We start from the raw sequence: 22,750 nt of genomic DNA, 5'->3' as shown, positions 1-22,750 counted from the left end.
GGACTTCCGCAGGCTGCCTGACAGGCCCACCAGCAGTATCATTCGAATTCAACTCGTAAAATCTCAATCGCATCGGGCTTCCCGGCAAAATCAGCAAAGTCGCCTTCTTGCAACCCCATCAGCGCGCGCGCCAGCGGCGCCGTAAAGGCCAGCAGGCCAGCCGCGGGATCGGCCTCGTCCCCGCCTACGATATGGATCGTGCGCTCTGTTCCTTTCAGCCGCAACCGAACTCGCGAGCCGAACCCGACATGGTTTTCAGGAGGCGGAGGCGATAATTGCGCGGTTGCCAGGCGCATCCGCCAATACCGTCGGTCCCGTTTCAATTTCATCAACATCTCGGGATCGGCAACGCTCTCGGCAACTGCGCGCTCAAATGCCTCGACCTTTTCAATAATCAGGCGCTTGCCATTGGCGGTGACCAGATTGGGTCCGGGTGGAATCGGCACCTCGAACTTTGGTTCCAGATGCTCCTCGTCGCTTTCGCGGCGGAACGCTACGCTCATTGGATGGTCCTATGTTGGCAATGCTCAGCGATAGTGAAAACACGACGCACGACAACCCCGTGAGGTGGCACGGATGTTCGTGAATTTTGAACATCTGATTAGGATGTATGGCGGTGTGGCCATCTTTCTGGGAGCCGCAATCGAAGGTGAGGCTGCGGTCACGACTGGTGGATATCTTGCTCATCGCGGGCTTGTCGATCCGTATTTCGCCGCCGTCTGCGCATTTTCCGGGTCATTCGTCGCTGACCAGATCGTGTTCTTCTCCGCTCGCTTTCACCGTGAAAGGCGGTGCATCGTTCGTGTTCGAGGCCGGGCGACATTTGCGCGTGCCATTCGCTTCATAGAGCGTCGGCCGGTCTTGTTCTGCATGGTGTTCCGGTTTATTTATGGAATGCGGACTGTCGGGCCAATTGCCATCGGCATTTCCAGGGTCCCCATCGCAACGTTTTTTATCATTAATGCGGTTTCGGCAGCAATCTGGGCAACGATCTTCACCACGATCGGCTTCCGTTTCGGAAAGGCCTTCGAAACGTTCATCGACCGAGCAATTTCCGACCCCTGGGCAATCGGGGGTGCGGCCTTGGTGACCGGAGGGGCCGCGTTTTATATTTACCGCCGATATCGCAGCGCCGAAGATCGTTCATCGACGGGAAACCTGTAACCTTGCATGGCGATGCCATCACCTGATTGATTTGATTATTGGCCTGAGGTCATCGGCTCTAACTGTTAAGCGAGTATCATGATCTCATTCAAGACCGTCACTCGTCTGACTGCGGGGACAGCAATCGCCTTGATCTCCAACATGGCCATGTTTGCTACAGCAAGCGCGCAGAAAGCTTCTGCCAAGCCATCCGCTGCAAGTCCTGTCGACAATGACATCGAATCGCAGTCCGAAATCATCGTCACAGCTCCGCGAATCCAGGGAGCGGTCGTGAGCGATATCCCGCCCGAGATCGAGCTGGATGAGGCTGCGGTCGAGAGCTATGGCGCATCTTCGATCGCTGAATTGCTCGATGCCCTGTCGCCCCAGACGACGTCGGGGCGGGGGCGGGGAAGCGGTGGGCCTGTGGTCTTACTGAATGGTCGCCGCATCTCAGGCTTTTCCGAAATTCGCGACTTGCCGCCCGAAGCGATCCTGCGCGTTCAGGTGCTGTCAGAAGAAGTCGCACTAAAATTCGGATATGCCGCGGACCAGCGCGTCGTAAATTTCATCCTCAAGCCGAACTTCCGGTCGATCACCGCAGAGGGCAAATATGGGCAGTCACTGAATGGCGGCGGCGGTCAGTCCGAATCCCAAGCAACCGCCGTCCGGATCAACGGGTCAGCGCGCACCCAGCTAACCGTCGATTATAACCGCGCGGAATCGCTTTTCGAAAGCCAGCGAGGTATCGTTCAGCGCGCGCCGGGCCAGCCCGCGTCGCTGGCGGGAAATGTCTTTGGTGCGATACCCGGAGGCCAGATCGACCCCGTCCTCAGCGTGCTTGCCGGCACCCCGGTAACGTCGGCGGCGGTTCCCGGTTCGCTCGGCGATCGTGCGCCAACATTATCGGATTTTGCGGGCACCGCGAATCAGCCGGGCACCACCGATCAGGGCCATTATCGCACGCTGCTGCCCGCGACGGACGACATCAAGTTCAATGCCGTCGTCGCGCGCCCCCTCACCGAGGCGATCTCGCTCTCGCTGAACGGCAGCTATCAACTCACCAAGGGCCGGTCGTTCTTTGGCCTGTCATCGGCGGCGATTACCGTGCCGGTCGGCCAGCCCAATTCTCCCTTCGCCCAGCCTGTCACCCTCGTTCGAAATTTCGGAGCGGCGCTGGCGCGCGATACCCGGTCCGACGCCTTACACGGTGGCCTGACGATCGATGGCAACATTGCGAAGTGGCAGTGGACGCTGACCGGCAATTACGACCGCGTCACGACCAGCACGGAGACCGCCACCGGGGTTGACCTTGCCGCCTTGCAAGCACGCGTTGCCATCACCGATCCCGCACTGGCAGTCAATCCATTCGCCTCCTCGTTCTCGGCAGCCAATGGCCCACGCGATACGGCCCGGTCGCAATCGAACACGATAAACGGCATCTATACGATGGCCGGCCCGGTTGCCGACCTGCCAGCAGGAACAATTCGGGCCACCATGCGCGCGGGCTTCGCAACGCAGCGTCTGACCAGTTCGGCTGATCGGGCAGGCCTGTTCTCATCAGCCGATCTGGCGCGCGACGAGGGCAATACGCGCGTCAATCTCGATATCCCGCTGACAAGCCGCGACCGTGATGTGGGCGCAGCGATCGGCAACCTCACGCTTAACGGAAACCTTGCTTACCGTCACCTCTCCGATTTTGGTTCGTTGATCAGCTATGGCTACGGTCTGAACTGGTCGCCTATCAAAGGGCTCACCGTCCTCGGGACTGCCATCGGCGACGAAGCCGAGCCTTCGATCCAGCAGCTTGGCAACCCGACCATCCGGACACAGAACGTCACGACGTACGACTACACGCGGGGCGAATCGGTGTTGGTCACCCAGGTCAGCGGCGGCAATCGCGCGCTGCTGACCGAAAAACGGCGTGATTTCAAACTGGGGCTGACATACCAGCCGCCGAAGTTCACCGACCTCGAAGTCAGTGCTAATTTCTTCCGCAATCGCAGTACCAACCCGGTTTCCGATTTTCCCGTCCTGACTCCCGAGGTCGAACGGGCTTTTCCAGGGCGCGTGACCCGGGATGCCGGTAGGCTGGTCTCGATCGACACGCGGTCGATCAACTACGCGGCTACCCGTAGCAATGTGCTGCGGGTTGGCTTCAATTTTAGCCATAGCTTCGGGCAACCCGCAGGAGGGGCTGGTGGCTTTGGCGGCGGGCCGCGTGGGCCCGGCGGAGGCGACCATGGACCGCGTGGCGGTGGTGGCGGCGGCGGTTTCGGTCGCCCCGGTGCTGACCAAGGCGGTCGCTGGCAAATCTCAATCTACGACAGCATCAAGTTTATTGACCAGATTGTCATTCGATCTGATCTGCCGACCCTCGATCTCCTGGGCGGAAGCGCCGTCGGCAGCGGCGGATCGTCGCGTCATACCTTGGATCTGGACGCTGGCTGGTTCAACAAGGGACTGGGGTTCCGGCTGAAGGGCAAATACCAGACCGGCAGCACGGTCCTGGGCGGGCTGACCGGAACCGGGTCGACCGCTCCCGACCTGTTCTTCGACGGATTGGCGACGTTCGACGTCCAGGCATTCATCAATTTCGATAGCCGCAAGACGCTGACTACCAACGTGCCGTTTTTGGCGGGGAGCCGGATTAGGCTAAGCGTGGACAATATCACCGGGGCAATACGCAACGTGCGCGATTCCAATGGTCTGGTGCCGCTCAGTTACCAGCCAGGATTTCTCGACGCGCGTGGTCGCACCGTGCAATTGAATTTCCGCAAGAAGTTTTAAGACTGTGTCAGCGAGCGCCCGGCCCTGCCCGCGAGTTCGACGACGTAGTGCCAGGCGATGCGCCCCGATCGTGCGCCGCGCTGGGTGGCGAATGACACCGCGTCCTGCGGATCGAACGTGAGGCCCATTTTATGGGCATAGCCGTCGACCATCGCGAGCCAGGTGGCCTGATCACAAACATGAAATCCGATGCTAAGGCCAAAGCGGTCGGCGAGCGCCAGGCGATCGTCGACCACGTCACGCATGTTGATCGCGGAATCCTGTTCGGCAATATCGCGCGCGATGACATGGCGGCGGTTGGAGGTGACGTAAAGCCGGACATTGCCGGGACGCGCCGCGCTGCCGCCGTCGAGGACCGAGCGGAGCGCACGGGCGGCGGCGACGCCGTCGGTGGAATCGAAACCCAGGTCGTCCAGAAACACAATCACCGGGCGTGACCAACCGGCCAGTATCGCGAACAGATCGGGAAGCGCGGCAATCTCGCCCGCCGCAATCTCCACCAGAGCGATATCGGATCCCTTCGCACGCAGGCGACCGATGCTCGATTTCACCAGTGCCGACTTGCCGGCACCGCGCGATCCCCACAGGAGCGCATCGTGCGCGGCATGGCCGGCTGCATGGCGACCGGTGTTTGCGACCAGCAATGCTTTCTGATCGTCAATGCCGGTCAACAGGTCGAGGTCCAGCGGTGCGAAGTCTGCAACGACCAGCCTGCCATGTTGCCAGACATAGGCGGCGCAGTCGGCCCGTGGCGCCGCTGGTGGCACGGGCACCATCCGATCGAGAGCATCGGCTATCCGGCGAAGTTGAATTTCATTCATCGGCTTGCCGTAAGCGACTCACGCCAGCTTCGCTAGGGTCGTTGCGCTTCGGCAAGCTTCCGGCGAAAAGGCGCGGCATCGGGTGCAATCGCGACCGCCTTCTGCAAGAGCGCGAGCCCCGCCTGTCGATTTCCACCCCGATGAACGAACCAGCCATGGTTTGCCGCCGCCAGCGCATTCGCGGGGGCAAGTTCATAGGCTTTGCGACTGTATTGAATGGCTTTGTCAGAATAGCCGAGGTTGAAATAAGCCCATCCAAGATTGCCGAGCATGAAGGCATCATGATCGCCGACCCGGTTGCGGACGGCGGCCAGCGCGGTCGCCGCGCGCGCCCATTCGTGGCGACCGAGCGCATCGCTCGCGGCAAGCCGCAGCACGGGGAGGCTGGCCGGATTTTGCAAGACGAGCGTGGTCATGACTGCTCCCGCCGATTCGACCTGCCCGACGCGATTCAGCGCATCGATCAGGCGTAAAGCGGTCGGCACGGTGAAACGGACATTGGCCTTTTCTGTATAAGCAACCACAGCCGCGGGCCATTGGCCCGACGCCATCATCGCATCCCCTGGTCCGCCGCCCTGCCATGCGACCGGTTGGGCCGGGGCATTTGCGGCGCGGTCCAACAAGTTCGCCGCCCGCACGCGATCCCCAAGATTTTCGGCGGCGCGCGCCATGACCGTCAACACCCAACTGTCACCATCCTCAGCGATCGGCTGGAGCGTATCGAGCGCGCCTTGGTCATCTTCGCTGCGCCAGAGCGCCAGTCCCAGCAGGCGACGGGCGTGACGATTGCCGGGCTGTATTTCGACCAGCGAGTTAAGTGCCGCTATGGCGGTCTCGGTTGCTCCGGTCTGTAGCGCGATGGCTCCCCGCAACAACATCACTGCAGGAACCCTGGCAAACGCTCCCCCTGTGCGGTCGAGCAGGGCGCGGGACGACCCCCATTGACCCGCCCGCGCGGCGAGAACGGCCTGTTGGTACAAGGCGATCGGCTGCCCGGGAGTCAACGCAAGTATCCGACGGGTAACCGCCAGCATGGCGATCGACTGGCCGGAATCGCCGAGGGTCGCCGCCTTGTCGCTAAGGGCGAACACGTTTTCGGGATCGATTTGGAGCACCCTGTCATACCAGGGTAACGCCGCCATCGGGCCATATCGATCGCGCACGAGATTGCCCGCCAGTAGCAGCACCGCTGGATCACGTGGTGCCAAGGCAACGGCGCGTTGCGACAGAACGAGAGCACCCGAAAAGTCGTTTGCCGCCAGCCGCCCGCGCGCACTGGCGACCAGTTGTTGCGCCGTTTCCGGAGGCGTTGCTGCCCCCAGCAAAAGCAGCGGCGCCAGAATTTTAAGCCGAGATACCATGCGATTTCAACAGGTCGTACAGCGTGGGCCGAGAGACACCCAACAGTTTGGCGGCATTGGATATGTTGCCGTCGGTGCGACCCAAGGCACGGCGGATTGCTTGCCCGTCGGCGGCGTCACGCACCGCTTTCAAGTTGATGATGTCCGGCTCGCCGTCGTTCATTGGCAGATCGAGATCGCCCGCCGTTACCATCTTGCCATCAGCCATGATAACCGCGCGTTTCATCCGATTTTCGAGTTCGCGGACATTTCCCGGCCAGCCCCACTGGTCGATGGCAGTGAGCGCGTCAGGTGCCAGGCCCTTCACTTGCGGGTTCATGTGCGCGTAGCGCGCCACGAAATGTCGTGCGAGGAGGACCGCGTCACCCGGTCGTTCGGCAAGCGAGGGGATCGTCACGACAATTTCGGCGAGCCGATAGTATAAGTCCTCGCGAAACCGTCCTTCGGCAATCATCGTTTCCAGGTTTTGATGAGTGGCGCACACGATTCGCGTATTGACGGGAATGGCCTTGCGCCCGCCGATCCGTTCGATCACGCGCTCCTGCAAAAAGCGCAGCAGTTTGACCTGAAGGGGGAGCGGCACGTCCCCTATTTCATCGAGAAACAGCGTGCCGCCCTCCGCCTGCTCGATCTTGCCTTCGGTCGTTTTGACAGCCCCGGTGAACGCGCCCTTTTCGTGGCCGAACAATTCGGATTCGAGCAGGGTTTCGGGGATCGCCGCGCAATTGATGGCGACGAAGGCTCCTGTCTTTCGCCCACTGCTGTCATGGACACCGCGCGCAAGCAGTTCCTTGCCAGTGCCGCTCGCGCCGAGCAGCATGACCGAGACATCGGCATTGGCGACGCGTTCGATGGTGCGTGCAACCTTCAACATTTCCGGGGCGCCGGTGATCAGACCACCCAGCACTCCCCCCCCGCTGACCTCGGCCAACCGTGCATTTTCGGCTTCGATGGCATGAAGATGAAATGCCCGCGCGACGATCATGCCGAGTTCGTCGATATCGACCGGCTTTTGATAAAAATCATATGCGCCTGCCGCGATCGCACGCAACGCACTTTCGCGCGCGCCATGTCCTGACGCGACGATTACCTTAGTATCGGGTTTGAGCGCCAGGATGGCGTCGAGCGTGGCAAACCCTTCCGCGGTCCCATCGGGCTCCGGCGGCAAGCCAAGATCGAGCGTAACGACGTCGGGTTCTTCGGCGCGCAATGCTGCGATGGCCGATGCCCGGTCGCCCGCCACGATGACCTCGTAATCATCATATGCCCAGCGCAACTGGCGCTGCAGACCCTCGTCGTCCTCGACAATCAGGAGCTTTCGCTTGATGGCGCTCATGCCGCACGCTCCTCTGCCCAGCCACGCGCACTTGGCAGGGCTATCGTAAAACAACTGCCCAGGCCAAGCTCGCTCTTGACGCTCAGTCGTCCGCCCATCGCGCCGATCAGGGTTCGCGCTTCATACGCGCCAATCCCGAAACCGCTGTCCTTGGTCGATGAGAATGGACGGAATAGCTGACTGTGAAGGAAATCGGCGGTCATCCCGCAACCTTTGTCGATGATCTGGATCACCGTTTCCCGCCCCTCCCCCCTGATCGTCAGCGTCACTGGCTCCGAACCCTCACTCGCTTCGATCGCATTCTGCACCAGATGGGCCAAGGCCGCTTCCAGTCGCGCCGGGTCGGCAATGGCCAACAAAGCAGTATCGCCAGCCAGGACAATCGGGTGCACCGCCCGTTTCGCGGCTGCGACGCTGGCGACGATCGTGCCGATCGCGATCGCACGCGGCTCCTCGGGCCGGGCCTTGTTGTGCTGGGAAAGGCGCGCAAGAAGATCGTTCATGCGCGCGGTCGAACTATGGAGTGTGCTGATCATGTCCACCTGAAACGCGGGGTTATCGGCATGGCGCTCTGCATTGCGCGCAAGCAATCCCATCTGGCTGACCAGATTTTTGATGTCATGCATGATGAAGGCAAAGCGCCGGTTGAATTCGTCGAAGCGTTGCGCCTCCGACAAGGCATCCTGCCCCTGCGCCTCCGCAAGATAGCTCGCCACCTGCCGACCGGCGACCCGCAGAAGGTCGAAATCCTCCCAATCGAGCGTCCGACCGATCAACGGCCGTTCCAGGAGCACGGCGCCAGCCAGCCGATCGACATGGATGAGCGGTACGATCGCCCATGCGCCCGGCGCTGCCAAAATCCATTCCGGAATAGCGCCAGCCTCGTCCGGATGGATATCGTCGGCGCGCACTGCATCAAGTTCGACGATGCGACCGCTCGCCAGGAAATCAGCCAGCCGCGCGGTCGCCCCATGCGATGCAACAGCCCAGTTCCAGTTCGCCTTGACAAGCATCTCGCCGCCATCGGGCAACAACAACAGTCCGCCGGGTGAATCGGCGATGTCGGCAATCGCCTTGATGACCCGGACTTCGAGCGCGGCGGGTGCCTCGCCGGGTCGGCTTAACGTATCGGTGAAGCGCAGCCATTCGGCGCGATAGTCATAGCGGTGCGCAAACAAGTGCTTCGCCGTCATCACCCGAAACCAGGCTCGTGTGCGTTCGGCAGGCAGCACGACCGCCGCCACTACCGCGCTGACCAAGGGCACGATCATCAGTGCAATCGCGGTTGCCGTTCCTTCTTGGGCGTGCAGCAGCGCCGACAGCCCCACGATTACCAGGAAATAGGTCGCCCCCGCCAACAGCCCCAGCAGGCCAAGCGCGGCAGTTCGTGACGGCCGCAGTTTACCGCGCAGGCTGGCCATCAGCGAGCTCCATCGGGGAACAAGACCACCCGGATTGTCTGTAGCAGGATGACGACGTCGAGAAACGGCGTGTAGTTCTTGGCATAATAAAGATCGTACTCAAGCTTGTGACGGGCATCGTCCAGGTTCGCGCCATAGGGGTAATTGATCTGCGCCCACCCGGTAATGCCCGGCTTCACCATGTGCCGTTCGGCATAATAAGGCATTTTCTGCGTCAGTTCAGCCACGAACGATGGTCGTTCAGGGCGCGGACCCACAAAGCTCATGCCTCCGCACAGTACGGTCCATAATTGCGGCAATTCGTCGACACGGACCTTGCGGATAACCCGACCGATGCGGGTGACTCTAGGATCATTCTTTTCGGCCCACACGGCCTTGCCCGCCATTTCGGCATCGTTGCGCATCGAGCGCAGCTTCACGATGGCGAACTCCTGGCCATAAAGGCCAACCCGGTTCTGGTGGTAGAATGCCGGTCCGCGTGATTCGAGTTTGATCAATATCGCTGTGATCAGGATCAAAGGCAGACAGAGCAGCAACAGCACGCCACTGGCAACGATGTCGAACACTCGCTTGGCAAAGGACGCAAAACGCCTGCCGCTGGAAAACCCGTCCGAAAAGATCAGCCATGAGGGATTGGTGCTGCGCAGATCGACACGCCCGGTTTCGCGTTCCAGAAACGTCGAGATCTCGTTGACATGGACGCCAACGGTACGGACTCGCAGAAGGTCCTCCATGGGGATCGCCTTGCGGCGCTCCTCAAGCGCGAGAACGACTTCGTTGACGCCCAGCCTTGCGACATGTTCGACCAGGTTGCCGATCAGCTGGCGGGGGATTGCGGTTGGAATGACACTGACGACGTCGCCCATGTCGATGTTTCCGACCACGGTGAACGCGGCCCCCCTGACCTCACCAAGTTTATTGAGGCGATTTGCCCGCTGTCCGGCGCCAAGCACAAGCACGCGTCGCTTGAATGCCTCGCTGCCCAGCATGCGACCAAGCAGGGTGCGCACCAGGACTAGCGAAGCGAATGCTATCACCATCGCGTAGAGTGAATTCGAGCGCCACAATGTCTTGCCGGGGATCAGAAAATAGGTAACCGACAGAAATATAACGCCAAGACAAATCGCCACCAACAGCCGGGCGGACGCGAAGCGGAGCGATTGAAAAGCGTCTACACCGTACACCCCGACGGCGATCATGGCGAGCTGGAGAGCGATGGCAAAGCTGATAAGGGGGGGCAGTCGATTGAGAAAAGAATCGACGCCCATACCGATCTGATGGGCGCGGATGACCCAGGCAATTTCGGCGGATACCGTCAGAATGACGAAATCGAACAGGGCAAGCAGCAGCACCGGATAAGGTACATAATGTTTGAACAATCTGAACATATGGCTGTCTTGCCTGTTTTCCGACGTTGTGCGTCAAGATTTCCGACACTTATGGCTTCTGTCGGCCAAATTGACGAAAATTTCCTGAAGGGCCGGGCATTTTGCTGTGTATGGGGGAAAGTATGACCGAGCGACCGCGCATTGTTCCCGTAATTTTGTCTGGCGGGTCGGGGACTCGATTATGGCCGATGTCCCGCGAGGAACGGCCAAAACAGTTCCTGGCGCTGACTGACGACCTGACCATGTTCCAGCTTACGCTTGAGCGCGCGACTGATCCTGCGCGGTTTGCAGAACCCATAGTCGTCGCAAATGCGCGCCACGCCGACCTTATCGAAGCGCAATTGGGCGACCGTCAGGCAAAGATTCTTCTGGAACCGCTCGCCCGGAATACCGCGCCAGCGATCGCGCTGGCGGCAATCGCTGCGGGCGGGGGCGATGCGCCGCTACTGGTGATGCCAAGTGACCATGTGATCGTCGATGTCGAGGCCTTCGACAAGGCAATCGACGCAGCACTGCCGCTGGTTGAGCGGGGATGGCTCGTGACGTTCGGAATCACTCCCAATGCTCCGGAAACGGGTTATGGCTATATCCGGATCGGCGAAGAAATCAGTCCCGGCGCGCACAAGGTCTCGCGTTTCGTGGAAAAGCCCGACGCTGCGACAGCCGCGATCATGCTGGCGAGTGGTGATCATGTCTGGAACGGTGGCATCTTTATGTTCCGCGCCGATGCTTTCCTGCGTGCTCTGGCGGCACATGCCCCGGCCATGTTGGCCGCCTCGCAGGCGGCAATGGACCGGGCGGTCCAGTCCGGCGCACGGGTGTTGCCCGACCTGGACAGTTTTGCCATCTCTCCAGCAGATTCGATCGACTATGCGGTTATGGAGAAGGCCGAGCGGGTCGCGGTCGTTCCCGTCGACATGGGGTGGTCCGACGTCGGATCATGGGACGCGCTCCACACCCTTGGTGCCGATGAGGACGGTGATGCGCATCATGGCGACGTGATTGCGCTCGATACCAGCAATTGTCTGATCCGGAGCGATGGTATCCAGATTGCCGCTGTCGGGGTTGCCGACTTGATCATCGTCGCGAGCGGTGATCGCGTTCTCATCCTGCCGCGCGGCCAAAGCCAGCATGTGAAGCGCGTTGTCCAGGCTATCAAGGAAAAGGCGGACCTGACTAAGGCGAGCGACTAGTCTTCGGCGAAGACAAAGGGGCTGACGCCGCGTTCGCGCTCGTTAAAGATTAGCGCTCTGCTTCGCGGAGGCGCGCTCCGCTGGGGGCAGCTCGAGCGGGTGCATGCGACGCAGCCAAGGCCGATCGGCGTTGCCTCACCCGTTTTCAGATCGATACCGCGCGCAGCGGCCAACGGAGCCGCGAGAGTGGCATTTATGCCAAGGCCGACCACGAACACGGGATCAACGCCGCCGATACTGCGGCCCGGGGGATGCACCGATCGCGACATCGTGAACCAGCGACTCTGATCCTCCAGGGTAACGATATCCCGGACCAGATGTTTGGGCCGGGCAAAGCCATCGTGTAATTTCCATAACGGACAACGCCCTTCGGCTTCGGCCAAGGGAGAGGCGCTGGCACCCGAAAAACGCTTCGAGACTTGTCCGGCGCGGTCGATGCGAAGCATGAAGAAGGGGAGGCCGCGGGCTCCGACCCGTTGTAATGTGGTCATCCGGTGCGCGACCTGTTCAAAACTGGCTCCGAAACGGCGCTGCAAAAGCGCGACATCATAGCCTGTTGCATCGCACGCGCGGAGAAAGCGGGCGTAAGGCATCATCACGCCAGCTGCGAAATAGCCCGTGAGGTGACGACGCAGCAGGCGTTCGGCGATCCGATCGGCAAGGCCGGCGCCCTTCACCAGTGCGTCGATTTCCGCTTTTGCCACGATCTGCCCCAGTTGAAACGCAGCGGCAAAGGTTCGGCTCGCAGGATTCAGCAGTTCAGAAAGCTGAAGTTGTCGCGCGTGCAGGTCGAGGCGGCGCAAGGTGTCGGGCATCACGTCGATCGGTAAAATCCTGATCGACAACTGATGAGTTACGCGCAACCGTTCGGTCAATGCGCCGAACAGATCGCCCGAGCCGACCCGCAGGTCGTCGGCCAAGGTTTCGGCGAGGCTATCAAGATCGGCAAAATGTCCCCGCCACCGCTCCAGTTCGCGCCGCACTGCCTCGGTTGGGTTGGCATCGACCGAGGCAATGCCCGACCCGACGCCCATGCCATCGAATGCACGCGCGAATGCCTCGGCGCTCTCGGGCGCGGCGCTCAGCCAATCGGAAACCTGGGCTCGATCAATGGCGAGGTCGGCAAAGCGCGGGTCGGCCAGGCGGCGGCGGATCGCGTCGATACCGCCCCCGGGTTCACTGGCCGAAAGCGTACGCGGATCGAAATCGAAAGTTTCGGCCATTCGCAGCAGGACAGCGGCGGTAATTGGCCGCTGGTTTCGTTCGATGAGGTTGAGATAGCTCGGCGAGATTGCCAGCATTTCGGCCATCATCATCTGATTAAGACCCGCCCCCCGGCGGAGTCGCCGCACGGCATGGCCCGCGAACAGTTTTGTATCTACCATGGGCCGACAGATGCGGGCGTCGTCCAGCGTTGTCAAATTGTGACAAGACGACAAGCCCTGGCCTGCCGATAGCGATACGACGACATCAAAAGCGCGATATTGATATTGTGGAAAAGCGCCCGCACCCGCATCGATCCTTATCCCACGCTCGAAAGTCCAAGCAATCAGGACCGGACCAAGACGGCGTCGGGTTTCAGTTCCTGGGGAGGAAATGGCGCCTGTCGGAGAAACCCGGCAGGCGTTATCATTTAACCGTTGCGCGCAATCGGATTGAACAGCAAACCTCGCCGTCATATGGCAGATGCATGCTCGGACATCACGACAAACAGAAACGGGGCGCCGCGTGAGTAAACTGAATGGACTGCGCGTTTTAATCGTCGAGGATGAAGCCCTGATCGCAATGATGGCCGAGGACATGGTCGATAGCCTGGGATGTGTGGTTGCTGGACTGGCGGCGTCTGTAAAGGATGCCCAGCAGGCGCTCGACCAGGTCATTTTCGACGTGGCAATCCTCGACGTGAACCTTAATGGCAGCAACAGCATGGGTTTGGCGGCCACATTGAAACAGCGCCGCACACCGTTTGCGTTTACAACAGGATACGGAGCCCACGGAATAGACAGCGTGCATCACGACATGCCGGTTCTAACTAAGCCATATTCGATTGCCGACCTTGAGATGGCGCTGCTGCAATGCGCCGACAGATGTCAGGTCGCGGGCACGAGCTCGACAACGTCCATGACCGATTCAAACCGGGGATAAGGCAATATCAGTCGCCAGCGTTTCTCACCGATCCGCTGAAACGCTCCCGCCATGTCGCGCGCGGCATCGCGCCCATATTCCAGCGGGCGGGTTTCATCACCGAACATCATCGTGCCCAGGAAAATCTTTCGAAAGCCGCCATCGTCGAAGATCAGACCGACAGGCCGCTGTGATCCGCCGATTTTTGCAAAACTTGCGACTTCGCCTTCGTCATTCACCAGACAGTCGAATGCCGGATAGGGCGTGAAGGCCGCAACCCCCGATTGCGTCGATCCAAGCTTGATGACCCGACAGTGGTAGCGCCCACTGACAAGCGCCACGTCTTGCATCCCGGCATCGGGCACAAGCAAATCACCCTCGCGCGCGATCTTTGCGCTCGATCCGCTGGCTTTTGCCTCGTCCAGTGCTTTGACAAACGCGACCCGCCAATTTCGCAGGCGGTCCATGTCTTCGGGCGTAACGACCCGCTTCCAATCGGCGGCAGTGGGCGATGACGATGCGCTTTTAATATCACGACCGCCGCACCCGGCGAGCAGCAAGGTCGCAGCGAGTACGCCCGAAAGCTTCATTTATGCGATCCCTTGTTGGCTTTCCTCAACACTAACGCTTCGCTGGCTAAAAGGAACCATCTACGCGTTCGCGATCAACCCGCCGTCCAGCCGCCATCGATCGAAATATTCGACCCCGTTATCTGGGCGGCATCATCGCGGCACAAATTCAACGCTATCGCCGCCACTTGCTCGGGGGTGACAAATTGCTTGGTAGGCTGTCCGGCCAGCAGGACATCGTTGATGACCTGGTCGCGGGTCATGTCCCGCGCTTTCATCGTGTCGGGAATCTGCCCCTCGACAAGCGGCGTCCACACATAGCCGGGCGAGATGCAGTTCGCAGTTATCCCGGACGTCGCGAGTTCGAGCGCGACAGTTTTGTGAAAACCGGCAAGGCCGTGCTTGGCCGTGACATAAGCCGATTTGAAAGGCGATGCGACGAGCGAATGGGCCGACGCTGTGGCAATGATCCGCCCCCATTTTCGCGACTTCATGAAGGGGACCGCAAGGCGAACGGTGTGGAATGCGGCCGTCAGGTTCAGCGCGATGATCAAATCCCATTTGTCGATTGGGAAAGTCTCGACGGGGCTGACGTGCTGCATCCCGGCATTATTGATCAATATGTCGACGCCACCGAAGGTATAGGCTGCCTGTTTCATCATGGCTTCGATCGCATCGACCTTCGTCAGATCGGCATCGCTGTAAAGCACCTTGCCTCCGGACAGTTTTTCCAGTCCCAGCCGCTCGGCTTCGATTGCGCTCCGGTCACCGAACCCGTTGATGACGACGTTGGCACCCTCGGCAGCAAGCGCCTTTGCGTAGGCGAGGCCGATCCCCGAGGTGGACCCGGTGACGAGTGCGGTCTTGCCTGCGAGGAACATATGATTCTCCTGGAAACTCACGCGCCCTTAGCAGGTTTGCCCAAACGCGTGAATCACCGTGTGTCTCGCGTGACTATTTGCGCATGGCCCATTTGCCGAGTGCGGCGGCTTGTGAAGACCTCAACCCGGCACGATAGCTGATCGCCGAGATCGTCTGCTCTGCGGGCTTGCGCGATGCTGCAGGCAAGGTTGCGGCATAGGACGCCACCCGCTTTCCCACTGCCGGGTCACCCGATCCCGCTGCCAGTCCGACTATGAATGCCGACCGCGTGCTCGTTTCCAGGAAAGCGTTGACCTGCGCCGCATGGGCAACCGCCCAGTCGAACGCCAGCGCCGGATGTTCGCCCGCGACCGCCTGCACGATGTTTCCACGCATCGGGACGGGAACTTCGTCGGTGAGGACAAGGTCCAAGGCCTTTTGGGCGAGGGCAATATCCTGCGCGGTGCCAAGGTTGCTATATTGCATGAGCTTGGCGACCGGACTCGATTCTGCCTTTGCCTTGGCGTGCAGGTCGTCCCACCGTGCAGCGTCGGCAGTGTCCGCATAAACGCGTTGTGCAGGCTGCCGTATTGCGCCCGACACCGCTGCCGGGTTGCTGAAACTCATCGCGGCATAGCGCACCGCTTCCGCAACGACGGCGCGATCGCCGAAGCTGCCCAATAACGGGATCAAATGCTCACGTAGTTGCGCATCAGCTGGAGCCTCATTCGCTTTGGCTACCCAGCCCAATCGCGCAAAAACCGGGCGGAGCAGGGTGGTGGCACGAGAGCGGAATGCCGATTGCTCGGGCGCATCGGTCAACACGCGATCGATCGAGCCAAGTTGCCCGGCAATCATCGACCACAAGATTGGACTGGCATCGGGCGAAATCCCATCGACAAGCGCCAGGTATCGATCGATCGGCTGATAGCTGCCGTTGGCGAGCGCCAGGGTATCGGCGGCAAAACCGATCTGATCGTCGACCGACAAGGTTGAGAAGCCTGCGCGCAGGGCCTCCTGATGCGCGGGCGTATAGAGCGTTCGAAAATATGCGCTCTGCCCCTTGTTCGCGATCGTCAGGCCGCAGGTCGGAACGCTTACGGGGACAGGGACAGACCCTGAAACCGATACCAGCGCACTTGCCGCGCCGGTTGCCGAGCCGACCCGCACCGGGACGATCCACTTGCTCTTGACCCTGGAGGCAGCATCCAGCCCGAATCGGTCCTGCGAAAGCGGCAATGTTGTCATGCCGTCTTTACAGACTGGAGTTCCAACGCGGATCAGCGGAACGCCGCCTTGCAAGGTATAGCTGTGCATCATCGCCGCCACCGGCTTGCCCGATGCGGCAGCAATCTCGGTCCACAACTGGTCCGTTACGGTGTTCCCATATTTATACTTCGCCATGTAGCTGCGAACGCCCTGGCGAAAAACGTCCGGTCCGACGGCACCTTCGAGCATGCGGATGACCGCCTCACCCTTGCGATAAGTGATATCGTCGAACGCGGTTGAGATTTCATCGACCGTCTCGACGTGCTGGATAATTGGATGGGTCGTCAGCCGGGCGTCGCGGGTAATCGCCGACTGGCGATCGAACGCCAGGGTCTGCGTCGTCGCACCCCAGCTCGGATTCAGGTCGCCCGAAACCTTGGACGCCATCCACGAGGCAAAGCCTTCGTTGAGCCAAAGGTCGTCCCACCAGTTCATGGTGACAAGATCACCGAACCACTGGTGGGCCATCTCGTGTGCGACGACGTTGAAAATGTCCTGCTTTTGGTTCTCGGTCTGCAATTTCGGATCGATCAGCAAGATACGCTCGAAGTAGAAAATTGCACCCCAATTCTCCATTGCACCGAAAAACTGCGATGATCCCGGTCCCGCGATCATGTCCATTTTCGGCAAGGGATAGGGCGTGCCAAAATAATCGTTATATGCCGCGAGAACCTTGCGGGCGCTGGCAAGGGCGTAATCGCCCTGGTCAACAACACCCTTGCGCGTGATCACGCCGATCTCGACATTGCCTTCCATCACGGTCTTGCGATCGACGTTACCGATGCCCAGGAACAGGAGGTAACTCGACATCTTTGGGGTGGGGGCGAAACGCCACAGCGTCTTGCCTTGCGCCTGCACCGACTTTCCGGTCACCGGCATGTTGGAAAATGCAGTCTGTCCGGTGGGGGCAACGGCGCTCAGCGTGAAGGGCGTTTTGAAACCGGGCTCATCCCACATGGGAGCGAACCGCCGCGCATCCGGTGCCTCGAACTGGGTGACCAGCAGGCGTTCCTTTGCGCCCCTTTCACCATCATAGTCGATCGCGAAAAGGCCCGTCGCCGAAGTGTGGATGATCCCGGAATAGGTGATCGCCAGCCGATGCTGTCCTGCTTTCAGGGCCGCAGGAAACGTAAATGTCGCACGCTGCCCCGCCTCGTCCATGGCGATGGTGGCAGGAATCGACCCATCCAGTTTGACGCTGGCAATCACGATGTCGGCCGAATTCAGCGTGATCGACCGCGTTGGCTTGTCGACCAGGATCGTGATGGTCTCGCTGCCGGTGAAGGTCAGCTTCGCCGCATCGGGTTCGACAATTATATCATAGGCTAATGGCGTAACGCCGCCGGGCAGGCGCCCCGGTGCGGCCAACGCCGTGGAGGCCAATAAGGAAACGGCGACCGACAGCGTGGCAAAGACAGGACGCGACATTTACGATACTCCAAAAATCAGGAGCATGTTTATTGCGCGTTTCTGTAATAATCTAGCGCGGAATTAAATCGAAAACCGCCGTGTGCCCGGTGCCGATATTCTGGGCAATCAGCGCCGAGTTCTCGACCGTTGCACTCACCGCATCACGCCCCGCCTGCCAATGTTCGTTCATTGTCCGGGCGGAGAATTCATAGTCTCGCGATCCCCCCTCCCAGGCATTGGCCCGATAGATCAGCTGAACGACGCTGACCGGAAATTCCTTTGCCATCGCGGCCAGTCGCCGGACATCGGCATCGTCCTGCAATTCGGCGGGCAGTTTCTTCAAAACCTTGCGGATCGCCTCACGTTCGCGTCTCAACTTCAGCATCTGGTCGCTGACCTGGCGAGTTCGGCTGGAAAAGCGAATTTCCTTTTCACGCGCCATGACGTCCATGATCGTCTTCGGACGATTGGCCGCCGCTGGAAACAAATCGACCTGGAACACCAGCATCTCGGTATCCTGCGTGTCGAGAACATGCTGCAACGGCGTGTTGGAAACCAGGCCGCCATCCCACCAGAGTTTGCCATCGATCTCGACCGGCGGCAGGCCGGGAGGCAGGGCGCCCGAAGCCATGATGTGACGCGCATCGAGCCGCTCTTTGGCGCTGTCGAAATAATTGAAGTTGCCGCTTTCGATCTCAACCGCGCCGACGGCGATCCTGACCGGCCCCGAATTGAGCAAGTCCCAGTCGACAAGCTCATCCAGCGTCGCGGCCAGCTTGGACGAGTCGTAAAAGCTCAGTGCCTCGGCGGTCCCGGGCATGGCGGCAAACACCGGCATCATCCGGGGCGAAAAAAATCCCGGCACGCCAAACATCGCCACGAAACCAGCTGACATCTCATGAAGCAGCTCGCGGGTGGAATCATTGTGCCAGATCGGAAAGCTCGGCAGCGCCGCGGTCGCCCGGTCCCAGAATTTACGCAGCGCAGCCACTCGGTTTTCGGGTCGATTGCCAGCAATCAATGCAGCGTTGACAGCGCCGATCGATATTCCGGCGACCTCGTCAACCTCGATCCCGGCGCCTTCGAGCGCCTCATACACGCCTGCTTGAAACGACCCCAACGCCCCGCCGCCCTGCAACACCAGGGCAACCTTGTCGGGGAGAGGAAGCCGCGACGCCTTGCGCGTGCGACGGATCGGGAAATTGTCGATGTCGGCCATTACATCCTATCTGGGACCAGTGTCGGCGCATTGCAACGAATGTTCCGCCAGTGCATTGACCGCTGCAGAGTTTGGGAGATTTCAATGCGCCTCGACGACGAGTCCGAAAGCAGCAATTTCGAAGTGCAAGGCGCCGGGCAAAACCGCGCTGGATTCGGCGGTGGTGGCGGGCTCGGCATCTTGGGCATGATTATCCCCTTTGTTTTCAGCCGCTTCGGGATAGGCGGGATTGTGGTGCTTGGCATCGTCGCACTGGTGTTCGGTATGGTACCTGGCATCGGCGGCGGGGGATCACTGCTCGCACCCGTCAGCCAGACCTCGCCGCAGCAAACCGCCAGCCCCGGTCAGCTAACCGACATCCAGCGAACTTCACTGAAGGTTCTGGGATCGACCGAGCGCCGCTGGACCGACATCTTTGCGCGGTCTGGTGAGACGTATGTGCCTACAAAGCTGGTATTCTACACGCGCAACGGGGTTTCGGGATGCGGCGCTGCTCAGTCTGCGATGGGACCCTTTTATTGCCCAAGCGATCAAAAGATTTACCTCGATACGGAATTCTTCGAGGAGTTGAAGACTCGCTTCAACGCGACGGGTGACTTCCCGATCGGTTACGTTATTGCGCATGAAGTTGGCCATCACATTCAGGATCTGAACGGCATCGAACAAAAAGTGCGCGGTCAACAGTCGCGTGCAAGCAAGGCAGAGGGCAATGCCCTGCAGGTCGCCATGGAGTTACAGGCCGATTGCTATGCCGGCGTATGGGCCGCCAACGACAAGAATTTGATCGAAGCTGGCGATGTCGAGGAGGGCATGGGGGCCGCACAGGCGATCGGCGACGATACGCTCCAGCGGGCCTCACAGGGCGTGGTGGTTCCCGAAAGTTTTACCCACGGATCAGCGGCCCAGCGCCAGCAATGGCTCAAACGCGGGCTAGAAACTGGCGACCCCGCACAATGCAACACCTTTAATAGCTAGGCCGGTTACAGCCTGACCAGCATCTTTCCCGTATTGGCCCCGGAAAACAGCCCAAGGAATGCTTCGGGGGCGCTTTCCACGCCATCGAATATCGTCTCGCGCGCCTTCAGCTTCCCCGCTGCGATCAGCGCTCCCGCCTCGGCCGTAAATTTACCCATCTGGGGAAGGAAGTCGGTAAAAAGAAAGCCGGTCGAGCGAATGCGCGCGGGGATCGTGCGGACGAAATGCTTGAAGATCATCGGCTCGCCGTGATTATAAACGTCGATCATCCCGCAAATCGCAAATCGCGCATGGAGTCGGGCAGTGGCATAGGCGGCGTCGAGATGCTCGCCGCCGACGTTGTCGAAGTAAACGTCGATACCTTTTGGCGCGGCATCCCGCAGTTGCGGCAGCACCGGCCCTGCCTTGTAGTCGATACAGGCATCTGCGCCCAGTTCGCGAACCCAGGCACATTTGTCGGTACCACCTGCCGAACCGATGACGGTCATCCCCTTTGCCTTGGCAATCTGGACAACCGCCGAACCCACTGCTCCTGCCGCAGCCGATACGAACACAATATCGCCCGCCTTTGCCGATGCTGAATGCAGCAGGCCGAAATAGGCCGTCCCGCCCGTAAGCCCAAGATTGTGGAGGAAGGTCTGGATCGGCACGCCAATTTTCGGAAGTTTCTGGGCAGCGGCGGCGGCCATGACGGCTTCATCACGCCATCCCAGCATGTGCAGGACCTGGTCACCAACTCCAAAGTCGGCGGTACGGCTTTCAACAACCGTGCCGACCGCTCCGCCTTGCATCGGCTCGCCGATCTGGAATGGTTCAGCATAGCTTTTCACATCATTCATACGTCCGCGCATATAGGGATCAACCGACAGCCAGGAATTGGCGACGCGAATTTCGCCCTCGCCAAGCGGAAGAGAGGGGCGATCGAGCAGATCAAAGTTATCGGCAGTCGGCATACCCGACGGACGCGATCTCAAGCTCCATGCCTTCGCCATCTCGTCATCCTCCAAAGGTTATTATCCGACCGCAATAAAGCGACCCTGCTGAACTTGCAAAGACGGGCCGCGCGGAAGCACAGCTCGTCCCTGACGTTCGCGCATTCGATTCAATAAGTGCCCGAGAAACTCTTGTTCAGGACGTGTGGGCCATCGGACTGGTGACTGGGATTGTTCCGAGTACCGTTATACATTGTATTGCGATCTTCGTCGCGCCACGCCTGCTTCGCTTCAGCCGCAGTCTTCGAGATCGTGATACGTTCACCATCTGCCGATCTCAGCCAGATCGACGGAATCGAATGGTGATGGCCACCGGCATCGGGGTCGTTTTTGGTGAGGACAATGCGATCGCCCGTGACCTTGTCGACTGTTCCGACGTGCTCGCCATCGGAACCCACAACTTCATGATGCTTTTCAACCTGGTTCAGCAGTGAGCGCTGGCCCTGCCGTTCGTTGCGCCAGCTGCCGAAATCATTCTCGAACTTCGACTGACTGTGCTGGCGGTATTCATGATAATCGCGGTCCAGTGCATCGATCTGCTGCTGACGCCAAGCGCGGTAATGGGGATCATGGTCGTTGCGCGCGGTGCCACTGCCGATCGCCCCGCCGGGACGGGCGCCCCTACCGTAATTTTCATTGTTGTAATCCGAAGTGCCACCGTCGCGACCGTCATGGTCACGACGGCGTTCCGCGTCCTCGTCTCCGAACCAGGACCTTACCTCGTCACCGGCGCGGTCGAGGAAACCACGTTCACTGTCGCTGGAGCCGTGATGCTGATCACGGTCGCCACTTACCTGACGACCTCGGTCGCCACGGTTTGCGCCATAGCTGCCCCGCGCCTGATCGGGGCCGCGTCCGTCGCTGCGACCACGATTTTGATAGTCATCATCCTGATAGGCCATTGTTATCTCCTCTTGCCGGGCGGCGCTCGTTGGCTCCCATCCACGCCAGTAGAAACTTCGGGAGCGCCACGCTGTTCCCGCTCTCGGACCAAGCATTCGGCAAACCGTTGGTCGCCATCGAAACAATCTGGGTTGCCGACCACGATTGCATCGGTGCCATTGCCACGATATGGTCGTCCCCTCGCAGGGGATGTGCGAACCTGGTGAGGGGCTGTAGCTCAGTTGGGAGAGCGCGTCGTTCGCAATGACGAGGTCAGCGGTTCGATCCCGCTCAGCTCCACCAGGCAGTTAAAATATTTGGCGATTATGTACTTTACAAACCTACTGCTGTTCATTGCCGATGAAAGCGTCTTTTGGAAAGTTTTTGGTCGCCTCCGCTAAGATGCATTCAATCTTATCATCTGACGCACCTTTAGGTGGAGTCAGGCGAAGCGCCCCGCCCGTAAAGCTCACCCAAGAGCGAGGGACGTGGCACTTTGCGCGAATGTCGCGCGCATCTTTTGCTGTGTGCGAAGGTGGTATCGGCATCGCCGCCGCTGCTGCCGCTAAGGCAAGAACGATCACTCTGGCTTCTCCGGCGCGGGCTTATGCTTCACCAGATTCGCCAGCCTCTCCTTGAAGCGCGCAGGATCGTCGTCGGTTTCATGCTCGCGCGCGGCGGCTTTGAACTTGTCGAGTTGGGTTTCTTGTTTTTCAGAATTTGCCATGCAACTACGCTAACACATGTCCAAGAAATTCATATATGCTGATGAGGCTGGTTGCCTCACGTTCAATCGCAACAATAATATAAGTAAGTACTTTATTATAGCTACGGTGGTTTTGGATGATTGGCGACCAGCTGCTATGGCCCTCCAAGATCTTCGGCACTCGCTTATACATGAAGGCATCGCAGTGGGTGACTATTTTCATGCCACCACCGACAGCCAAGCGGTAAGAGATAGGGTCTTCACTTCACTTGCCGAACTCGATTTCAGCG

General features: G+C 60.0%; 21 protein-coding genes and 1 tRNA gene. 7 read left to right on the top strand and 15 right to left on the bottom strand.

Translation table 11 applies throughout. The annotated features are described in order from the left end of the window. Positions 1-38: 38 nt before the first annotated feature. Positions 39-503, bottom strand: coding sequence for a GreA/GreB family elongation factor (locus Q0R02_RS11820; RefSeq protein ID WP_293883748.1), 465 nt, complete (start codon positions 501-503; stop codon positions 39-41). 115 nt (positions 504-618) lie between these two features. Between Q0R02_RS11820 and Q0R02_RS11815 the strand changes: the two genes are divergently transcribed. Together Q0R02_RS11815 and Q0R02_RS11810 are read left to right on the top strand one after the other, a co-directional pair. Next, a complete protein-coding gene (locus Q0R02_RS11815; protein ID WP_293883746.1) occupies positions 619-1,164 on the top strand; it encodes a DedA family protein in 546 nt (181 codons plus the stop codon). A gap of 78 nt (positions 1,165-1,242) precedes the next feature. Beyond that, complete coding sequence (locus tag Q0R02_RS11810) at positions 1,243-3,933, top strand: TonB-dependent receptor (protein WP_293883744.1); 2,691 nt, start codon at positions 1,243-1,245, stop codon at positions 3,931-3,933. On the opposite strand, the gene Q0R02_RS11805 is transcribed toward Q0R02_RS11810, so the two are convergent. From Q0R02_RS11805 to Q0R02_RS11785, 5 genes are read right to left on the bottom strand one after another with little or no spacing between them, the layout of a single operon-like run. Then, entirely contained in the window at positions 3,930-4,754 is an 825-nt protein-coding gene (locus Q0R02_RS11805) for a DUF815 domain-containing protein (RefSeq protein WP_293883742.1), read from the bottom strand. The genes Q0R02_RS11810 and Q0R02_RS11805 overlap by 4 nt on opposite strands. A 32-nt stretch (positions 4,755-4,786) precedes the next feature. Then, complete coding sequence (locus Q0R02_RS11800; RefSeq protein WP_293883740.1) at positions 4,787-6,115, bottom strand: hypothetical protein; 1,329 nt, start codon at positions 6,113-6,115, stop codon at positions 4,787-4,789. Then, positions 6,099-7,451, bottom strand: a complete 1,353-nt coding sequence (prsR, locus tag Q0R02_RS11795; RefSeq protein WP_293883738.1) for a PEP-CTERM-box response regulator transcription factor — start codon at positions 7,449-7,451, stop codon at positions 6,099-6,101. The genes Q0R02_RS11800 and prsR overlap by 17 nt, the downstream gene beginning before the upstream one ends. Further along, positions 7,448-8,872, bottom strand: a complete 1,425-nt coding sequence (gene prsK / locus Q0R02_RS11790; protein ID WP_293883736.1) for an XrtA/PEP-CTERM system histidine kinase PrsK — start codon at positions 8,870-8,872, stop codon at positions 7,448-7,450. Before prsK ends, prsR begins: the two co-directional genes overlap by 4 nt. Further along, positions 8,872-10,260, bottom strand: coding sequence for a TIGR03013 family XrtA/PEP-CTERM system glycosyltransferase (locus tag Q0R02_RS11785; RefSeq protein ID WP_293883734.1), 1,389 nt, complete (start codon positions 10,258-10,260; stop codon positions 8,872-8,874). Before Q0R02_RS11785 ends, prsK begins: the two co-directional genes overlap by 1 nt. Positions 10,261-10,382: 122 nt before the next feature. On the opposite strand from Q0R02_RS11785, the gene Q0R02_RS11780 reads away from it, so the two are divergent. Beyond that, positions 10,383-11,453 carry a mannose-1-phosphate guanylyltransferase/mannose-6-phosphate isomerase gene (locus Q0R02_RS11780; RefSeq protein WP_293883732.1) on the top strand — a complete coding sequence of 357 codons (1,071 nt, stop codon included), beginning with the start codon at positions 10,383-10,385 and terminating at the stop codon, positions 11,451-11,453. Here Q0R02_RS11780 and Q0R02_RS11775 read toward each other — a convergent pair. Further along, entirely contained in the window at positions 11,450-12,838 is a 1,389-nt protein-coding gene (locus Q0R02_RS11775) for a short-chain fatty acyl-CoA regulator family protein (protein ID WP_293883730.1), read from the bottom strand. The two genes, Q0R02_RS11780 and Q0R02_RS11775, sit on opposite strands and share 4 nt — an antisense overlap. A 343-nt stretch (positions 12,839-13,181) precedes the next feature. Here Q0R02_RS11775 and Q0R02_RS11770 point away from each other — a divergent pair, with 343 nt between their 5' ends. Continuing rightward, positions 13,182-13,598: a response regulator gene (locus tag Q0R02_RS11770; protein WP_293883728.1), complete on the top strand. Its 417-nt coding sequence runs from the start codon at positions 13,182-13,184 to the stop codon at positions 13,596-13,598. Here the strand turns inward: Q0R02_RS11770 and Q0R02_RS11765 are convergent. From Q0R02_RS11765 to Q0R02_RS11750, 4 genes are all read right to left on the bottom strand, one after another. Continuing rightward, positions 13,544-14,167: a DUF4893 domain-containing protein gene (locus Q0R02_RS11765; RefSeq protein WP_293883726.1), complete on the bottom strand. Its 624-nt coding sequence runs from the start codon at positions 14,165-14,167 to the stop codon at positions 13,544-13,546. The genes Q0R02_RS11770 and Q0R02_RS11765 overlap by 55 nt on opposite strands. A gap of 74 nt (positions 14,168-14,241) precedes the next feature. Then, positions 14,242-15,027: a 3-hydroxybutyrate dehydrogenase gene (locus tag Q0R02_RS11760; protein ID WP_293883724.1), complete on the bottom strand. Its 786-nt coding sequence runs from the start codon at positions 15,025-15,027 to the stop codon at positions 14,242-14,244. A 73-nt stretch (positions 15,028-15,100) separates the two neighbouring features. Continuing rightward, positions 15,101-17,704: a M1 family metallopeptidase gene (locus Q0R02_RS11755; protein WP_293883722.1), complete on the bottom strand. Its 2,604-nt coding sequence runs from the start codon at positions 17,702-17,704 to the stop codon at positions 15,101-15,103. Positions 17,705-17,756: 52 nt separating this feature from the next. Further along, positions 17,757-18,905: a patatin-like phospholipase family protein gene (locus Q0R02_RS11750; RefSeq protein WP_293883720.1), complete on the bottom strand. Its 1,149-nt coding sequence runs from the start codon at positions 18,903-18,905 to the stop codon at positions 17,757-17,759. Positions 18,906-18,989: 84 nt separating this feature from the next. Between Q0R02_RS11750 and Q0R02_RS11745 the strand changes: the two genes are divergently transcribed. Then, complete coding sequence (locus Q0R02_RS11745; RefSeq protein WP_293883718.1) at positions 18,990-19,880, top strand: neutral zinc metallopeptidase; 891 nt, start codon at positions 18,990-18,992, stop codon at positions 19,878-19,880. Positions 19,881-19,885: 5 nt separating this feature from the next. Here Q0R02_RS11745 and Q0R02_RS11740 read toward each other — a convergent pair whose 3' ends face one another. Then, positions 19,886-20,872, bottom strand: a complete 987-nt coding sequence (locus tag Q0R02_RS11740; protein WP_293883716.1) for an NADP-dependent oxidoreductase — start codon at positions 20,870-20,872, stop codon at positions 19,886-19,888. Positions 20,873-20,982: 110 nt separating this feature from the next. Then, positions 20,983-21,774 carry a DUF2171 domain-containing protein gene (locus Q0R02_RS11735; RefSeq protein WP_293883715.1) on the bottom strand — a complete coding sequence of 264 codons (792 nt, stop codon included), beginning with the start codon at positions 21,772-21,774 and terminating at the stop codon, positions 20,983-20,985. Between the two features lie 207 nt (positions 21,775-21,981). Here Q0R02_RS11735 and Q0R02_RS11730 point away from each other — a divergent pair. Next, positions 21,982-22,057 (top strand) — tRNA-Ala (locus Q0R02_RS11730). Positions 22,058-22,095: 38 nt separating this feature from the next. On the opposite strand, the gene Q0R02_RS11725 is transcribed toward Q0R02_RS11730, so the two are convergent. Together Q0R02_RS11725 and Q0R02_RS11720 are read right to left on the bottom strand one after the other, a co-directional pair. Beyond that, the gene (locus Q0R02_RS11725) at positions 22,096-22,338 is read right to left on the bottom strand and encodes a hypothetical protein (RefSeq protein ID WP_293883713.1); all 243 of its coding nucleotides are present in this window, start codon (positions 22,336-22,338) and stop codon (positions 22,096-22,098) included. Next, positions 22,335-22,481, bottom strand: a complete 147-nt coding sequence (locus Q0R02_RS11720; protein WP_293883712.1) for a hypothetical protein — start codon at positions 22,479-22,481, stop codon at positions 22,335-22,337. The genes Q0R02_RS11725 and Q0R02_RS11720 overlap by 4 nt, the downstream gene beginning before the upstream one ends. Before the next feature lie 16 nt (positions 22,482-22,497). Between Q0R02_RS11720 and Q0R02_RS11715 the strand changes: the two genes are divergently transcribed. Further along, positions 22,498-22,750 (top strand): hypothetical protein (locus Q0R02_RS11715; protein WP_293883711.1); only part of this gene is annotated, 253 nt, incomplete at its 3' end.

The sequence above is a fragment of the Sphingomonas sp. genome (assembly GCF_025353885.1).
Lineage (GTDB): Bacteria > Pseudomonadota > Alphaproteobacteria > Sphingomonadales > Sphingomonadaceae > Sphingomonas_O.
The sequence above is the reverse complement of the archived record's forward strand: the minus strand, read 5'-3'. Positions and strand labels throughout refer to the sequence as shown.

Coding starts and splice junctions, on each gene's coding strand:
- Q0R02_RS11780 (WP_293883732.1), top strand. CDS start 10,383: ATGACCGAGCGACCGCGCATTGTTCCCGTAATTTTGTCTGGCGGGTCG.
- Q0R02_RS11740 (WP_293883716.1), bottom strand. CDS start 20,872: ATGGCGAAGGCATGGAGCTTGAGATCGCGTCCGTCGGGTATGCCGACT.
- Q0R02_RS11745 (WP_293883718.1), top strand. CDS start 18,990: ATGCGCCTCGACGACGAGTCCGAAAGCAGCAATTTCGAAGTGCAAGGC.
- Q0R02_RS11805 (WP_293883742.1), bottom strand. CDS start 4,754: ATGAATGAAATTCAACTTCGCCGGATAGCCGATGCTCTCGATCGGATG.
- Q0R02_RS11785 (WP_293883734.1), bottom strand. CDS start 10,260: ATGTTCAGATTGTTCAAACATTATGTACCTTATCCGGTGCTGCTGCTT.
- prsK (WP_293883736.1), bottom strand. CDS start 8,872: ATGGCCAGCCTGCGCGGTAAACTGCGGCCGTCACGAACTGCCGCGCTT.
- Q0R02_RS11720 (WP_293883712.1), bottom strand. CDS start 22,481: ATGGCAAATTCTGAAAAACAAGAAACCCAACTCGACAAGTTCAAAGCC.
- Q0R02_RS11750 (WP_293883720.1), bottom strand. CDS start 18,905: ATGGCCGACATCGACAATTTCCCGATCCGTCGCACGCGCAAGGCGTCG.
- Q0R02_RS11820 (WP_293883748.1), bottom strand. CDS start 503: ATGAGCGTAGCGTTCCGCCGCGAAAGCGACGAGGAGCATCTGGAACCA.
- Q0R02_RS11765 (WP_293883726.1), bottom strand. CDS start 14,167: ATGAAGCTTTCGGGCGTACTCGCTGCGACCTTGCTGCTCGCCGGGTGC.
- Q0R02_RS11760 (WP_293883724.1), bottom strand. CDS start 15,027: ATGTTCCTCGCAGGCAAGACCGCACTCGTCACCGGGTCCACCTCGGGG.
- Q0R02_RS11800 (WP_293883740.1), bottom strand. CDS start 6,115: ATGGTATCTCGGCTTAAAATTCTGGCGCCGCTGCTTTTGCTGGGGGCA.
- Q0R02_RS11755 (WP_293883722.1), bottom strand. CDS start 17,704: ATGTCGCGTCCTGTCTTTGCCACGCTGTCGGTCGCCGTTTCCTTATTG.
- prsR (WP_293883738.1), bottom strand. CDS start 7,451: ATGAGCGCCATCAAGCGAAAGCTCCTGATTGTCGAGGACGACGAGGGT.
- Q0R02_RS11775 (WP_293883730.1), bottom strand. CDS start 12,838: ATGGTAGATACAAAACTGTTCGCGGGCCATGCCGTGCGGCGACTCCGC.
- Q0R02_RS11735 (WP_293883715.1), bottom strand. CDS start 21,774: ATGGCCTATCAGGATGATGACTATCAAAATCGTGGTCGCAGCGACGGA.
- Q0R02_RS11810 (WP_293883744.1), top strand. CDS start 1,243: ATGATCTCATTCAAGACCGTCACTCGTCTGACTGCGGGGACAGCAATC.